Here is a 13,728-nt window from a genome sequence, read left to right as displayed (position 1 = left end):
AAAAAGCCCGAGATAAAAAGTATGTTTCAATATTTTCTTAATAGAAACAAAATACGCTTCGCAATGCTGTTATCTAAGCAGAAGATGCTGTAACTCTTAGAAATCCGGATTTGTGATAAGTTCCTTGCTCCTCTCCATATTCATGGATGGACGATGCAGGCCTCAATTGCACTTCTTGCATGCATTCTTTAAGTTGGGATGATTAAGTCAAATTCTAACCTGGGAAGCTGATTCGAGGGCATGATCCGACTCGCCTTGCTCAGGGATACGGCCTCGGTTGCAAAACCTGTCGTATTATAGGCTACAACTCCGCCGGTTGATTCAAGTGTCCAGTTGTCTATGTCTTTCACCGCTGCTTTGAACATCTCCAGCGTAAGTCCAGTCCTGGGGCCCGAATATTTCGAATATGACCCCGGAAACACTCAGCAGTTCAGAAGCTGTTTTTAATACCCTGAATTTCTTGATTTGCAATGGTAAATGGTTAGCCCAATCCACGAATATTTGGATTCAGTGATTAAATATTTTTTTATCACCTGTCATCTTTTTCAACAAATCGCTACTAACGGTTCATACTAATTGTAAAAAAGATGAACAGATTACAAATTTTTATATATGCCTTTTTTTGTGTATCAGGCTCTCCAATGACATCCAAAGCCCAGATTCAAAATGAACAAACTGACTTGATTAACCGTTATTTGAGCATACAGCAGCAATTAATTGGCTTCAACGGTACAGTCGTGATTGCCAAAGGTGATAGTATAATCTATCGACGGTCCGTAGGAAAAGCTTCATTTGAGCTCGACGTTCAGTTTTCCTCAGATCCTGTTTTTCGAATAGCGTCAATCACCAAACAGTTTACCGCTATGTTGGTTGTGTTGGCTGCCGGAGAGAACAAGTTAACGCTGGGCGATCCACTCAGGAACTATTACCCTGAACTTGGCCAATCGGATTGGGGTAACATAACGATCAGGCAACTACTTACCCACACATCTGGCCTTCCACACAACGAAGGTATAGCAGATTACTGGGAGAAAATTTCGTTCCTTCCACTCTCGGACAGGCAGGCCACCGAGGAGATATTCAAACTAAAACTATTGTCTGTCCCCGGGACAAAGACGCAATATTCCAGTCCAGGATACTTTATTCTGTCTAGTATTCTGGAATTAGTTTACCATAAAAATTATGAAACCATACTAAGGGAGAAAATTACAGCTCCATTGCGTATGGATCACACAGGATCAGGCAATGCAACAGAAATTATCCACGGCATGGTTTCTCCTTATCATCAGTTAGCAGATCGACTGATCGCTGCCCCACATCGGGACTATGCTTTGATGAAGGGGTCGGGCAACGTGTATTCAACAGCGGGCGATCTATCAAAATGGAACAATGCCTTAAATGGTAGTGGCCATTTCAACAAAACGGTCACTGACCAGTTGTTCACCATTCAAAATTCACAACCGGTTAACGGACGTAGCGAATCTTATGGGTATGGCTGGTTTCTTAGGAGATCTTCAAAACCGGAAAAGAATTTTAATTTTACCGGTGGGGGTTCTTTTGGATGTTCCGCTGTTTCGGGATACTATCCAAATGCAAAGATTTCTATGGTTATTCTCAGTAATGCTTCGACTTTGCCTGTCGGGGAAATGCAGTCCAATATCGAAAGCATTATTTTCGGGGACAGGTTTGATATGCCGGTGTTTCGTACTCCTATAATAATGGAAGCATCACAACTTGACAAATTCCAGGGAACGTACACTGAGAACAATAGTCACCAGCTGGCGATTTTTCTAAAAGGTGCTCAGCTCTACGCGAAAATGGGCCAAAATCCATTCTTTGAGTTGTATCCCTCGGATAGCTCTGTTTTTTTTGGCAAAAAGGTACCAGTGCAGATTGAATTTGAAAGAGATTTAGATGACACCATTAAAGGTCTCAAAGCCAACCTTAAGGGGCAATCAATTCATTTTGTCAAAAACAAATAGCATGGAAAAACAGTTTTTGGAGATGATCGCCATGCATAAAGGCACCATTCACAAGGTGTCACGACTTTACCGGGACAGCCCTGAGGACCGGGAAAGACTTTTTCAAGAGATCGTTTTACAGTTGTGGCAGTCTTTCCCAAAATTCAGGGGAATGTCGAAACAAAGTACCTGGATATATAGAATCGCCCTTAACACAGCAATGGCATGCTATCGAAAGAAGCGTATCATTCTATCTTTTACCGAGCGGTTACCAGATAAGGAAGACAACAGCATTGATTGTGAAAACCGGGAAAGAGAGGAGCAGCTGTTTATGATACTAAAAAAGCTAAATGAAGCAGAGAGAGCTTTATTAGCATTGTATTTCGAAGACTTCGACTACCGCGAAATCGCAGAAATTACGGGACTGAGCGAAAACCTCGTTGCCGTCAAGATGGGAAGAATCAGATCCAGGTTAAAAAAAATCATAAATCCGACAAAATGAATATCGATGACCTTAAAAACGATTGGAAAAACCTTCAGCCAGATAATACCGGCAAGAAAGAGCAGTCATTCCAAACAAAAGGAAGAGGCAATAACCAGTTAAAAGCTATCAGACTGCGGCTTGCGATAGAAATGGTGTCGTATGTCTTATTTCTGGCTGTTTACTATACGATGTTTGATGGGGATAGAAAGCCGTTATACGCCAATTTGTTACTTGTCGGATCTTTTCTCCTGGTGATCATCCATAGCTTGACGGGCTACCTGGCGGCAAAAAACATCATATCCGGAGAAAATATTTTGCAGTCGATGACTATATATCACAAAAAGCTCAAAGGATACGCTGTCGTTTCTTTGCTGACACGGACAGTCTCATTGATTTGCCTTTTAATTTTCTTCGTTTCTTCCATAGGGCTTAATGCTGAGAAAAACCGGATGCTTTTTGGCTTAGTCTTGATCGTCGCCATCCAGGCTTATATAAATTATAAGATATGGTCTGCAAGAATAAAAAAATAGGTGATTGCATTGAAAATTGGCAATCATAAATGGAGAAGCAGGAAGGCAATACCATCTGAAACATCTGGCGTGGCGGTTTAAAGTCCTTGTCTTGGCAGGTACGGCGCAGTTGCCTTCTGAACGGTACTATTGATACGGCGAAATTCCTCTCTGCATGGAACATTGAACACAACAAACCGACTTTTGATTACAAGTTATCCAGCTGAAGCGAACGTCCTTTGTATGATCATTTAATACAGAGAAAAAATGAACTTTACATTGATAACAGGAGCTTCTGGTGGGATTGGTGAAGCTTTGGCAGTGAAGCTGGGCGCAAAAAAGCATAACATTATTCTCGTCGCCCGCAACGCAGAGAAACTCGCCAGGCTATGTACCAATTTACAGGAGACATATGGAGTGTAGGCCAATTATATTGCTGCCGACCTCACTAAACAGGGGACTCCATTTCAAATTTTTGATAAGACCCAAAAAGAAAATTGGGAGATACACACGCTGGTCAACAATGCCGGAATCGGCTCAGGTGGCGAGTTTGCAGCATTGAATCTGCAATCCGAATTGGATCTGATGCAGCTTAATAACGCATCCCTGGTCGCGATGACCCATCTTTTCCTGCAACCGATGCGTGAGCGAAAAAGCGGTAAAATTATCAATGTAGCCTCAATGGCAGCTTTCATTCCGGTACCCTACATGGCAACTTATGCAGCGAGCAAAGTATTCGTCCGATCCTTTACCGAAGCGATAACAGAGGAATGTAAACCTTATAACATACAGGTTATGTTGTTTGCGCCGGGACTGACAAAAACCAATTTTAACGAAGCTGCTGGCATCAATAATGAAAAAGGGGTTGGGTTGAGTTCAGACTATCAAACAGCTGCAACCCAATCGCCGGAAGAAGTGGCAGACGAATTATTGAAAGCTTTGGACGCAAAAAAACATTTCCAGATATCCGGAAACAGGAACCGGATGGGCGCGCGTTTGGCATCCTTATTACCCAATGCAATGATCGCCAGATTCATGGCCAATTCGTATCGTAAAAAAACAGGTTTGATTTAGCTAACTTCGCAGGCATGGAAACAACGACAACGGTTCACATTCAGTCGATCAGCCAGCTGCACCAGCTTTTGCAGCTCCCGAAGCCCAGGCATCCCATGGTGAGCTTGACCCGATTTGAGGATTTCCCCGAAATAAAAATTGAGCAGCGGACAAGGCTCTTAACCGATTTTTATCAGGTGACGCTGAAGACAGAATGCCCGTGCAAAATTCAATACGGCCTAAGCATTTTTGATTTTGACGAGGGCGTAATGTCCTGCTTTGCGCCACGGCAGGTCAGTTTTATCGATAAGAATTTCGTACCTGCCAAAGCCGGCTGGCAGCTGTCCATCCATCCTGATTTCCTGCGCAATTCATCTCTGGGCGGCAAGATGAAATCGTACGGATATTTTGATTACGCTGTCAATGAAGCGCTTATCCTCTCCGATGATGAACAGCAGGCAATAGAAACGATTTTCATCCAATTGCAGAAAGAGTTATCACTGCCCATTGACAATTTCAGCCAGCAGGTATGCATTGCGAATATTGAGCTGATGCTCACTTACTGCGATCGCTATTACAACAGGCAGTTTATCACGCGGAAAACAGTAAGCAATGAGCTTCTAAGCAGCGTTGAAATGATTTTGAACAATTACTTTGAGTCCGATCAGGCTGACAATGGTTTACCCTCAGCGCAGTTCCTTGCAGAAGAATTACATTTATCTTCCAAGTATCTGAGCGATTGTCTCAAACAGCTTACAGGCAGCACGACGCAACAACTGATACACGAAAAATTAATTGATCGCGCCAAGGAAAGACTTTCGACGACACAGTTGTCAGCCAGCGAAATTGCCTATCAATTGGGTTTCGATTATCCGCAATCGTTTAGCAAGCTTTTCAAAACGAAGACCCGGCAAACGCCGTTGGAATTCAGGGCGGGCTATAAGTGAGTAGTGCGCTTTTACCTCAATTGGCTGTCACCGGAAGCAGCTTCTCATGTACTCCCGTACCCTGCCCTGCTTCGCTACACCAGTCGCCGGTCGTTTTGGAAAAAACCTCTCACCATCATGTTCAGATCGGCCCATCTACTCAACTCAGCTTGGGGTTGGATAATCAATGCGTATTACATTGAACTTTCCTAATTTGGCATCAATAATACTAAGTCTGCAATTCTGCGTAAAAATTCAAACAATCTGCAAATGGAAATACAGGTGCTGCTGGATGAGATCAAGAAAATAGAACGCGGCTGGCCAAGGCATTTGATCACTATTGTGGGACGATCGGCTACGAAAAGGCAATGCCCGTCGTTGAAGTATGGCTTGCTTACAACAATCCAAATCTAAAAAGAGCAGTTATAGAAGGGCTCCGTATATGGGCAAATAGACCATTTTTCAAAACCAATCCTGCCTTGGCTATCAGACTCATCAGCCAGCACAAAGCAGACCCCAGCGAGTATTTGAGAAGATCCGTAGGCCATGCTTTGCGAGACATAAGTAAAAAGCAATCCGCTTTGATTAGTAGCGAAATTAAAAGCTGGGATCTGACGGATCCCAAAATCAATTTACATATAAACTTGTGATTAAGGATCGATGATATAGCGATACAAACAAACAGCTGAAAACAGCGCCCGGGCGTACAACGCAAAATTAAAATGGCGCTATCAGAAATTCTTTCCGGATACAGCAATTATTGATTTCGATCAAGGTAATAAATCAGCGCTATCTTTTACTTTTGGCGACTGATCAATTTTACTAAATAAGAATTATGGAACATACAGCCAAATCAATCCGGCCATTCCTGGGTGCCGAAGATTTTGAATTATCCAGGCGATTTTATCAGGATTGGGGATTTCAGGAAATTGTGCTATCACCGGAGCTTTCCGTATTTAAGTTTGACCAGTTGGCTTTTTATCTCCAGCGGGCTTATGTAAAAGACTGGATCGACAATACCATGATCTTTTTAGAAGTAGAAAATGTGGACCGTTACCACCTGGAATTATCAGCAAAGGAACTGGTCAAAAGATATGAAGGAGTAAGATTATCTGCAGTCCGGATTGAAGATTGGGGAAAAGAGTGTTTTCTGCATGATCCTTCCGGAATCCTTTGGCACATCGGTGAATTTCAGACAAACTGAGTCTAAACATCTTTCAGGTTTCAGACAAATGGCATATACTTACGAAGATTTTAGTAAGCCAATGAGCCCACATGTTAAAAACTGACCTTGATAAAATCGGCAGATTTTCACAGTCTGATTTTGAACGACTAACGAAATACCTGGTTCCAAGACAACTAGAAAAAAACGACCTACTGCTCGACCAGGGTCAGATCTGCCGCGCTGTGTATTTTATTTCATCGGGATCTGCATATCAGTTCCGCTATGAAGATATCGATGAAAAAGTAACAGATCTTCATCTTCAAAACGAGTGGTGTCTGAATTATGCGAGTTTTATTTCACAGGCTCCTTCTCAAAATATTATTAAAACAAACTCGGAAACAACTGCGTTCGAGCTCAGTGTGACGGCAATACATGAACTGATTGCTCAATCACCTGTATTTCTCCAGCTGGGAAAGATTCTGGAAGGAGTAACCACCAGAACACAGTATCTGGACAACTCCATGTCGCCCTCAGAAAGATATAACGATCTGACTAAAAACCGCCCGTTGGTTCTGCAGATGTTCCCGTTAAAACTCATTGCATCGTATCTGAATATGACTCCGGAAACACTCAGCAGGGTCAGAAGCTGTTTTTAATAACCGGAATATCTTGATTTGCATCAAGCTGCGGCGCGCAACAGACCAGCCATATTTGTTTTCAAATTAACTGGTATCAAAATGCATAAGTCATTTACAAAAGTTTCCGGGGTCAGCCTGTGTTTTGGATCGCTTATTTCGGTCGTCACCATGGCGCTTCATCCTGCTGGCGGAAGTGTTGAGCACATCCTTAGAATCCGGCATATTCTTATCTTTCCCCATTCCCTGGGCATTGCTTGCCTTCCTTTTATGGGCTTTGGCGCCTGGGGCTTGTCTTGTCTTCTTCGAACAAACAACAAAGCTTCCCTCCTTTCCCTGTTTGTATTTTGTCTCGGTTTGGTTACAGCCATGATAGCCGCAGCAGTCAATGGGCTAATCCTGCCACAATTTCTGTCTGATCTGACAGCCAGGCCCGTGGACGAGTCTATAGTCAATGCCATTGTCCGTTATGGTCATCACATCAATGTTTCAATGGCGAATGTTTTCATTTTTGCTAACTGTATCTCCATATCAATCTGGTGTGTGCTGATCATCCAGACACAGAAGCTTCCCAAAGCGGCAGGATATCTTGGTCTATCACTTTTAGGTTTTGGCTTTATTTGTCTCCTGCTGAAGGCAAACTTTACCGATCTGTATGGTTTCAGAAGTTTTGTAGCCGGACTGGCCACATGGCTAACAACAACAGGTATCGGGATGATCATGAAAGAAAAATCAGAAAATAAATACGCTGGCAGTTAAATATCTACCTTGTAATACATTGAATTTTTTGCAGCTTAAAACAGTAAATCTGTCTCCTCCATAAGATAAATGGTGAGAATTATATTATTCACTTTTACCGAAAACATTTGCTGTGAATCCAACCAATTCCATCCAAATGCGTCACTGGAAGATAACTAAACCTTTTTTATTATGAGAGCTACCTCACTTTTACCTGTCTTTTTGCTACTGGGTCTTAATCTTATGAGCTGCAAGGTGGATCAGGATGATCCGACGATCGTAGGGCCTGAGCCCGAGCCGCGCGTTAATTACTTAGGAAGGGACAGCATTACAACGGGCGATTACAGGGGTATTGCCATCAATACATCTACAGACGAGGCTTTCGACATACTGGAAGCATACCGGAAAAATAAGACTGTTTTTTATCTCGGTGCAGTTAATAATTATTTTGCGGATGTAACAGACCTGAAGGGGCGCCTGCGGCTTTTTGACTGGCTGGTGCTCGACGAGACATTTGATACCCCAACCGGTGTACAGCTTCAGCTTGCTTCTGGTAAGGTCAAAAGCATTCGTCTTAATAACGGAACAGAGCTAAGTAAGTGGCCACAGGGAGCCGGTCCACAAGAGGCAATCGCGATTGACGATGCCTTGGAAGTCCTGTATCAAAAACTGATTGTGCTAAGCAGCTCGCAGCACTATAAACACAAATTCCAGCGCGTTGTATTGGGGGCAAAATATGATTACGCCTTATATGATCCCAAGAAGGCAGAATTGCCCTGGGCATTTATTTATGACACTCGCACGCAGGGTATTACAGAACAGGTACGGGTTTATTTTAAAGATAAAAAAGTTGCCTGCATCCTGATAGATCGCTTTCAGCAATATTAGATCTGGCTGGAACCAGTATTTCCATGCTTTCCATCAGGTTTCATTCAGCGGTAGCCTGATGCATGAATTAAAATCCTGTTCAACATTTGAATTTTAACAATTTATGCCAAAGGAATTATCGCCCACTTCGTAACTTCGGAGGGGCGACCTGCTTTTTCTTTTTGCCCCACCAAATGTAAAACCCGGTGAGAGGTAATGTGGAGCAAGCTAAGGCTGCAAAGAATGAGAGCATTTTACTAAATAAACCCATATATGCGCCCGTATGCAGGTCAAAATTGAGCTGATAGGCCTTATCGCCATTATTCAGGCTTTGAAAGGAAGTGTTGGAAAGCGGTTTTCCTGAATACCGGTCGCATACGACAAGCAGGCGGTCGAAGCGGTTCAAGTCTTTCTTATAAACCAATGTATTGATTGTCGACGTAGCTTTGGCAGGTAATAATACCATGTACGCATAAGCATCAGGGTAGCGTGCGGCAGTTGTAGTGAATGCCTGATCCAACCCTGAAACAGCTTGTGGCTGCAATGTATCTGAAACCAAAAGGGTAGTCTTTTTTATATTTTTGCCGCCATTCGCAACAAAACGTACAGAGTCCTGCATCCAGTCAAATGCCCATACAAGGCCTGTCAGGGAGGTCAGCAGCAGGACAAAAAATGCGTAAAGCCTAAGTATCTGGTGCAGGTCATAGTTAAGCTTTTTCCATTTTGCGCTCCAATTAATAGTGAAATTATTCTTAATGTTTTTGGCTGTCAATTTCTTGGGAAACCACAGAAAAAAGCCAGAAAGCAACACAATCAAAACTAAGCACCGAATATCCGACAATATAATGCCCTATTTTTTCTCCAAAAAGCATGTGCAATGCAAGCACAAGCTGAAAAAACTCATTTTTAAAATTTTCCACATAGGTTACCTTCCCCGAGTATGGATTGATGTATACCCGGAAATAATATTCGAAATAGTCCCAGTGGGTCAATCCATCTGGATTATTCTTTTGCGACCTGAATGTCACGGAACGGTCCGGGGAATTGGCTATCTCTAACCTCGTGATGATCTTGTCCCCAAGTGTATGTTGGGCAATGTTCAGCAGTTGGGTCAAAGGGAGTTTTTCATTATTTTCAGGCGTGACAAAAAGGCGCTCACGTTAAACGATGGGTTTAAGCTCATCGACAAAAACATAGAGGCAGCCGCTGACGGCGATCAAAAACACAAAAAGCCCGGACACAAGTCCAAGCCAAAGGTGTAAAAAGCTGACAACTTTTTTAAATTTCATAGCTGCTAAAAGCGGTACCCTACCGTTAGATTAAATCTGCGCCCGTTTCCTCTCCGGTAATCGATGGCTGTACCATAAAACTGGGCAATAGACGGGTAATAAACCGTGTTAAGCAAGTTTTCAATACCCAAATCAGCTTTCAGGTTTTCTGTAATTTTGTATCCCAAAGACAAATTAAATGTATTATAAGAGTCGATTGGGCCCTCCCCGATTGGATAAACGCCTTTTTCATTAGGTGCAAACCTGTCCCTCTTTCCAACAAACAACCAGTTCAGGTCTGCATTAAACCTGGCCTTGTTGTACCGGGCGTAAGCGGCAATTTTCGCCGGCGTAATACGGTTCGAATTCAGGTATTTATCGGTCGGACCATTAAAATTTCCGTCTCCGTCCTTATCCCCTTTGCCTTCTACAAAAGCATAATTACCTCCCAAAACAAAGCTGGTAGTTACCTGATAGTCAAGCTGGATTTCGTAACCCCAGACGCGCTCCGGCAATCTTTCGGCAACGTATTTACCATCCACCAGAAGTAAATTGGAACCGAGTTTCGATGTACTGTAATAATAAGCAGCCGACACGCTCAACGGCCCCAATGCACTGCTGAAACCAACTTCATAATTGTTTACAATGATCGGTTCTGTTTGCAGACCTGCCACCGTATCTTCGTTCGCAGCTCTTAATATTCTCCCAAGATCGAAAATAGAAAATGATTGTGAATAGCTGACAAATGGATTGAACCGCTTAAATTTTGAATATCGAAGTCCTGCATTAAATACAAACGCATTGTAATCCAGCTTTCCGCCTGTTACGTCAATGCTTCCTGCACCGTCAGGGCCAGTTGCCAAAGTGGCATAATCGGCAATATCCATCTTGATATTTTCAGCGCGCAACCCCGTTTTCAGGTTCAGGTAATTAAACCACTGCGTGGTAAGCTGTGCATAGGGCGCCAGGTTGTTCATACTGATACGTGGCACCCAGGACCGGCCATCAACTAAGTTTTGCTCGGTTTTATCGTTTAATATATCCACGCCATAAGTGACGTCTCCCGACAGTTTGGATGATATGGTAAAAGGTGTATTCAAATTGAGCCTGAAACCTTTCTTGGTTGAAATAATAGCCGATTGTCCGCTGCCAAAAAAAGACTCAGAATTTGAATAAACAGTCCAGAAATCCTGCAAATACACATTGGCAGTCAAAGACGTCCGGCCAAAAATATTCTTGTTGGTGTACTGGATATTGGCATTGTGATTGTAGCGGGTACCCTCGTCAATTCCTTTACGAATTCCCCAGACCCCTATTGCGGGAGACTGTCTATAAATACCGGCTTTGGGGACATAGGCCGAATGCTGATTGGAGCTGTAATAGTTATACATAGCTTCAATGTGCTGAGAACCACTAAAATTATAACCCACCTTCGCAAAAGCATTATATATTTTGGTTTCTCCCAATCCGTAGTCAGGAGATATCACCAAACCTTCCGGATCCCGGTATACGCCGGTTTTTTCGTACATGCCGCTTACGACATAATCGAGTTTAGCTATACGTCCGTAAAGCTGCTGTGAGGCACGGAAGCCCAGCGTGCTATCTCCCCTGGTATTGCCTGTGAGGCTTAATTGGCTGTACCCACCAATTGTTTGGTCTGTTTTTGGCGTTTTCGTGATGTAGTTAATCAGTCCGCCATCGGCGCCGTTTCCGTAGATTGCAGTGGCGCCTTTAATGACTTCCACCCTCTCGACCACCGACGGATCAATCGTACGAATATCCCGACCTCCGGCTCTTAGCGGAGTTGATTGCGGTATGCCATCAATAAGAACCAGCAGGTTACGACCACGCAATGTTTGTCCAGAATTACCGGTTTGATTGGTAGACGCTCCCAAACCGGGAACCGAAAACGCAAGAATGTTAGCGATATTAGGGCTTATGGTAGAGAGCGCGGCAATTTCCTTTGCGTTCACAACAGTAACAGATGAAGGTGTTTCAGCCAGCGACTCTACCCTGCGTCCTGCGGAAACAATGACTTCGTCGAGCTGGGAAGAACTTTCTTTTAGTTCAAAATCCAGGCTTTGTTCAGTATCTGCATCAAGTGTAATGTTTTTATCCTGAATCGTATACCCAATAAAAGAAGCTCTGATTGAAATGTTTCCTTTGGGCAAATTACCAAGCCTATAACTTCCATCACCGTTTGCAGTAGTACCTATATTAGTCCCCTTCACAATCACAGAAGCAAACGGGACAGGCTGATTTTTGTTATCCATCACCATACCCCTAACAACTCCCGAAACGGATTGGGCGTTAGCAAGGTTGAAGGAGCAAATGGAAGCGCCAAAGAATAGAATTAATTGTAATCTTGTTTTCATTAAGCGAATGTTATTTTCGCACAAACATAAAACTATTTATACTAATTAAAAATAAAGAGATTATTTTTCTCTTGATGACCGAGCTCAAATATGAATAGTAACGAAACTGAGATTGTTTCTTAGGATTAAAAATAGCGTCTTGTGGCATTTTAAGTGTAGAATTTGGTGTACCTATAAAGTGTTGTACACAAATGATAACGTGTGAGAGAAGAACTTGAATTAAGAGATTTTTATCCCAGTTCTAACTCATGTTTCTGTCAATGTTGGTTCGTTTATCTTTTCTTTCCCTACCCTGACACCGCCAGAAAACTTTTCAGGTAACTATTAGTTGGTGAATTTAAAAAATAACAAACAACCTGCCTGATTTGAATCGGTTTCACTTGCTGAATTTCAACCTGTGATTTGCAGTTACGGGGATGACTCCAGCACTCTAATATTTCTTTCCGCGTCGCATCAGACGTGCTCCCCTGATGATAAGGGACTGCTTCATTCTACCTTTTTATTTGTAAAAAACACGATCAGACTTAGCCGGAACGCCTTGCTTTGATCCAGATCAACAATGTTATGGAAGAAATACTAAATAGTAAACAAATTGAAAATTTCATAAATAAGGGATTTATGTGCATTGAAAAAGCTTTTTCACAAGAAGTTGCAGCCGCAGCCCGCGACATTTTGTGGAAGGATCTCGGCATGGATCCCAACGATCCGGGAAGCTGGAAGAAGCCTGTTGTGCGGCTGGGCATGTATTCCCAGCCGCCATTTGTTGAATCTGCGAACACGGCCGTGCTGCATGGTGCTTATGATCAGCTTGTTGGAGCAAATAATTGGCTCCCATGCTACGCGATGGGCACTTTTCCGATACGTTTTCCTTCTTACGAAGATCCGGGTGACGCAGGCTGGCATGTGGATGCAAGCTTTCCCGGCAGCGATCCTGACAATTTCTTTGAATGGCGCATTAATGTGAATTCTAAGGGGCGTTGATTGCTCATGCTATTTCTGTATTCGGATGTGGGAGAGCTTGATGCACCAACCCGTATCCGGGTCGGCTCTCACCTGGATATCACGCGTTTATTATTTCCAAAGCCCGAGGAAGGTCTCAGCTTCATGGAAGTGGCCGGTGAGCTGGAAAAGCTTCCCGCCCGTGAGGAGGTTTTGGCAACAGGCAACGCCGGAACGGTGTATCTATGTCATCCATTTCTCGTGCATGCAGCCCAGCCACATTAGGGCCTGAATCCAAAGTTTATGGCACAACCGCCTTTGTTATTGCGGCACGACTTGCATATCAATGGCCCGAGTCCGGTAGAAAGAGCCCTTAAGCTCGCGCTTTCATAAATCTTATTCACTAAGACGGCTAAGTTTCAATGTCACTCATTAAATTAGTCGTCGTAATTACAGTGGAATGGATATGTTCATACGGCTTTCGCTCAGCGTTAACAGAGCTTGGTCTGTATCTGCTATTCAACACATATCAATTAGTTATACAAAACACTGCATTACTCTGAAATAGCCTTACACAAACCCTTCAAGTTCATGAAAGTGAATGTATTGGATAATCCTCTCCATTCATAGGAATATCTATTTTGAGCTCCTTGTAAGTTTGCTGATCTAAAACGCTTAAAATCCTGCTAAATTGAATTTTAACAGGATTTTATACTTATTGCATAATGTTGACTTTTAACAAATGTGTGATTTTAGAAATTCACCCCATGGATAACTTATAATTTTGAATATCCAGATAACTAAGAAA

Annotated in this window: 16 protein-coding genes and 1 pseudogene; 12 read left to right on the top strand and 5 right to left on the bottom strand. The window is 42.9% G+C overall.

What is annotated here, in order from left to right; all coding sequences use genetic code 11:
- Positions 1-188 precede the first annotated feature (188 nt).
- Positions 189-365, bottom strand: coding sequence for a hypothetical protein (locus tag L0657_RS04565; protein WP_235149210.1), 177 nt, complete (start codon positions 363-365; stop codon positions 189-191).
- Positions 366-587: 222 nt separating this feature from the next.
- Here L0657_RS04565 and L0657_RS04560 point away from each other — a divergent pair, with 222 nt between their 5' ends.
- From L0657_RS04560 to L0657_RS04515, 11 genes and pseudogenes are all read left to right on the top strand, one after another.
- Positions 588-1,982: a serine hydrolase gene (locus tag L0657_RS04560; protein ID WP_235149209.1), complete on the top strand. Its 1,395-nt coding sequence runs from the start codon at positions 588-590 to the stop codon at positions 1,980-1,982.
- A 1-nt stretch (position 1,983) separates the two neighbouring features.
- The gene (locus L0657_RS04555; protein WP_235149208.1) at positions 1,984-2,463 is read left to right on the top strand and encodes an RNA polymerase sigma factor; all 480 of its coding nucleotides are present in this window, start codon (positions 1,984-1,986) and stop codon (positions 2,461-2,463) included.
- Entirely contained in the window at positions 2,460-2,975 is a 516-nt protein-coding gene (locus L0657_RS04550; protein WP_235149207.1) for a hypothetical protein, read from the top strand. Before L0657_RS04555 ends, L0657_RS04550 begins: the two co-directional genes overlap by 4 nt.
- A 246-nt stretch (positions 2,976-3,221) precedes the next feature.
- A pseudogene (locus L0657_RS04545) lies at positions 3,222-4,028 on the top strand (SDR family NAD(P)-dependent oxidoreductase).
- Positions 4,029-4,042: 14 nt separating this feature from the next.
- The gene (locus tag L0657_RS04540; RefSeq protein WP_235149206.1) at positions 4,043-4,954 is read left to right on the top strand and encodes an AraC family transcriptional regulator; all 912 of its coding nucleotides are present in this window, start codon (positions 4,043-4,045) and stop codon (positions 4,952-4,954) included.
- Positions 4,955-5,203: 249 nt separating this feature from the next.
- Positions 5,204-5,347, top strand: coding sequence for a hypothetical protein (locus L0657_RS04535; RefSeq protein ID WP_235149205.1), 144 nt, complete (start codon positions 5,204-5,206; stop codon positions 5,345-5,347).
- Positions 5,302-5,583 carry a DNA alkylation repair protein gene (locus L0657_RS28110; RefSeq protein ID WP_409014984.1) on the top strand — a complete coding sequence of 94 codons (282 nt, stop codon included), beginning with the start codon at positions 5,302-5,304 and terminating at the stop codon, positions 5,581-5,583. Before L0657_RS04535 ends, L0657_RS28110 begins: the two co-directional genes overlap by 46 nt.
- Before the next feature lie 185 nt (positions 5,584-5,768).
- A complete protein-coding gene (locus tag L0657_RS04530) occupies positions 5,769-6,137 on the top strand; it encodes a glyoxalase (RefSeq protein WP_235149204.1) in 369 nt (122 codons plus the stop codon).
- 71 nt (positions 6,138-6,208) lie between these two features.
- A complete protein-coding gene (locus tag L0657_RS04525; protein WP_235149203.1) occupies positions 6,209-6,754 on the top strand; it encodes a Crp/Fnr family transcriptional regulator in 546 nt (181 codons plus the stop codon).
- Between the two features lie 81 nt (positions 6,755-6,835).
- Positions 6,836-7,492: a hypothetical protein gene (locus tag L0657_RS04520; RefSeq protein ID WP_235149202.1), complete on the top strand. Its 657-nt coding sequence runs from the start codon at positions 6,836-6,838 to the stop codon at positions 7,490-7,492.
- A gap of 171 nt (positions 7,493-7,663) precedes the next feature.
- Positions 7,664-8,359: a hypothetical protein gene (locus L0657_RS04515; RefSeq protein ID WP_235149201.1), complete on the top strand. Its 696-nt coding sequence runs from the start codon at positions 7,664-7,666 to the stop codon at positions 8,357-8,359.
- A gap of 115 nt (positions 8,360-8,474) precedes the next feature.
- Here the strand turns inward: L0657_RS04515 and L0657_RS04510 are convergent, their stop codons facing one another.
- Genes L0657_RS04510 through L0657_RS04500 form a run of 4 tightly spaced genes read right to left on the bottom strand, consistent with a single transcriptional unit; the run spans position 8,475 to position 11,981 of the window.
- A complete protein-coding gene (locus L0657_RS04510) occupies positions 8,475-9,110 on the bottom strand; it encodes a PepSY domain-containing protein (RefSeq protein WP_235149200.1) in 636 nt (211 codons plus the stop codon).
- Positions 9,091-9,453, bottom strand: a complete 363-nt coding sequence (locus L0657_RS04505) for a PepSY domain-containing protein (RefSeq protein ID WP_235149199.1) — start codon at positions 9,451-9,453, stop codon at positions 9,091-9,093. Before L0657_RS04505 ends, L0657_RS04510 begins: the two co-directional genes overlap by 20 nt.
- Positions 9,454-9,498: 45 nt before the next feature.
- Positions 9,499-9,627, bottom strand: a complete 129-nt coding sequence (locus tag L0657_RS28105; protein WP_409014983.1) for a PepSY domain-containing protein — start codon at positions 9,625-9,627, stop codon at positions 9,499-9,501.
- A 5-nt stretch (positions 9,628-9,632) separates the two neighbouring features.
- A complete protein-coding gene (locus L0657_RS04500) occupies positions 9,633-11,981 on the bottom strand; it encodes a TonB-dependent receptor (protein ID WP_235149198.1) in 2,349 nt (782 codons plus the stop codon).
- 618 nt (positions 11,982-12,599) lie between these two features.
- Between L0657_RS04500 and L0657_RS04495 the strand changes: the two genes are divergently transcribed.
- Entirely contained in the window at positions 12,600-12,962 is a 363-nt protein-coding gene (locus tag L0657_RS04495; protein WP_235149197.1) for a hypothetical protein, read from the top strand.
- Positions 12,963-13,728 lie beyond the last annotated feature (766 nt).

Origin of the sequence: Dyadobacter sp. CY345, from assembly GCF_021502725.1 — a bacterium.
In the GTDB taxonomy this organism is placed as follows: Bacteria; Bacteroidota; Bacteroidia; order Cytophagales; family Spirosomataceae; genus Dyadobacter.
Note: the sequence above shows the minus strand (reverse complement) of the source record. Positions and strands in the feature narration are given on the sequence as shown.

What these genes read in the sequence shown, in the direction of transcription:
- L0657_RS04565 (WP_235149210.1), bottom strand. Translation starts at nt 365, where the DNA reads ATGTTCAAAGCAGCGGTGAAAGACATAGACAACTGGACACTTGAATCA.
- L0657_RS04560 (WP_235149209.1), top strand. Translation starts at nt 588, where the DNA reads ATGAACAGATTACAAATTTTTATATATGCCTTTTTTTGTGTATCAGGC.
- L0657_RS04555 (WP_235149208.1), top strand. Translation starts at nt 1,984, where the DNA reads ATGGAAAAACAGTTTTTGGAGATGATCGCCATGCATAAAGGCACCATT.
- L0657_RS04550 (WP_235149207.1), top strand. Translation starts at nt 2,460, where the DNA reads ATGAATATCGATGACCTTAAAAACGATTGGAAAAACCTTCAGCCAGAT.
- L0657_RS04540 (WP_235149206.1), top strand. Translation starts at nt 4,043, where the DNA reads ATGGAAACAACGACAACGGTTCACATTCAGTCGATCAGCCAGCTGCAC.
- L0657_RS04535 (WP_235149205.1), top strand. Translation starts at nt 5,204, where the DNA reads ATGGAAATACAGGTGCTGCTGGATGAGATCAAGAAAATAGAACGCGGC.
- L0657_RS28110 (WP_409014984.1), top strand. Translation starts at nt 5,302, where the DNA reads ATGCCCGTCGTTGAAGTATGGCTTGCTTACAACAATCCAAATCTAAAA.
- L0657_RS04530 (WP_235149204.1), top strand. Translation starts at nt 5,769, where the DNA reads ATGGAACATACAGCCAAATCAATCCGGCCATTCCTGGGTGCCGAAGAT.
- L0657_RS04525 (WP_235149203.1), top strand. Translation starts at nt 6,209, where the DNA reads ATGTTAAAAACTGACCTTGATAAAATCGGCAGATTTTCACAGTCTGAT.
- L0657_RS04520 (WP_235149202.1), top strand. Translation starts at nt 6,836, where the DNA reads ATGCATAAGTCATTTACAAAAGTTTCCGGGGTCAGCCTGTGTTTTGGA.
- L0657_RS04515 (WP_235149201.1), top strand. Translation starts at nt 7,664, where the DNA reads ATGAGAGCTACCTCACTTTTACCTGTCTTTTTGCTACTGGGTCTTAAT.
- L0657_RS28105 (WP_409014983.1), bottom strand. Translation starts at nt 9,627, where the DNA reads ATGAAATTTAAAAAAGTTGTCAGCTTTTTACACCTTTGGCTTGGACTT.
- L0657_RS04500 (WP_235149198.1), bottom strand. Translation starts at nt 11,981, where the DNA reads ATGAAAACAAGATTACAATTAATTCTATTCTTTGGCGCTTCCATTTGC.
- L0657_RS04495 (WP_235149197.1), top strand. Translation starts at nt 12,600, where the DNA reads ATGTGCATTGAAAAAGCTTTTTCACAAGAAGTTGCAGCCGCAGCCCGC.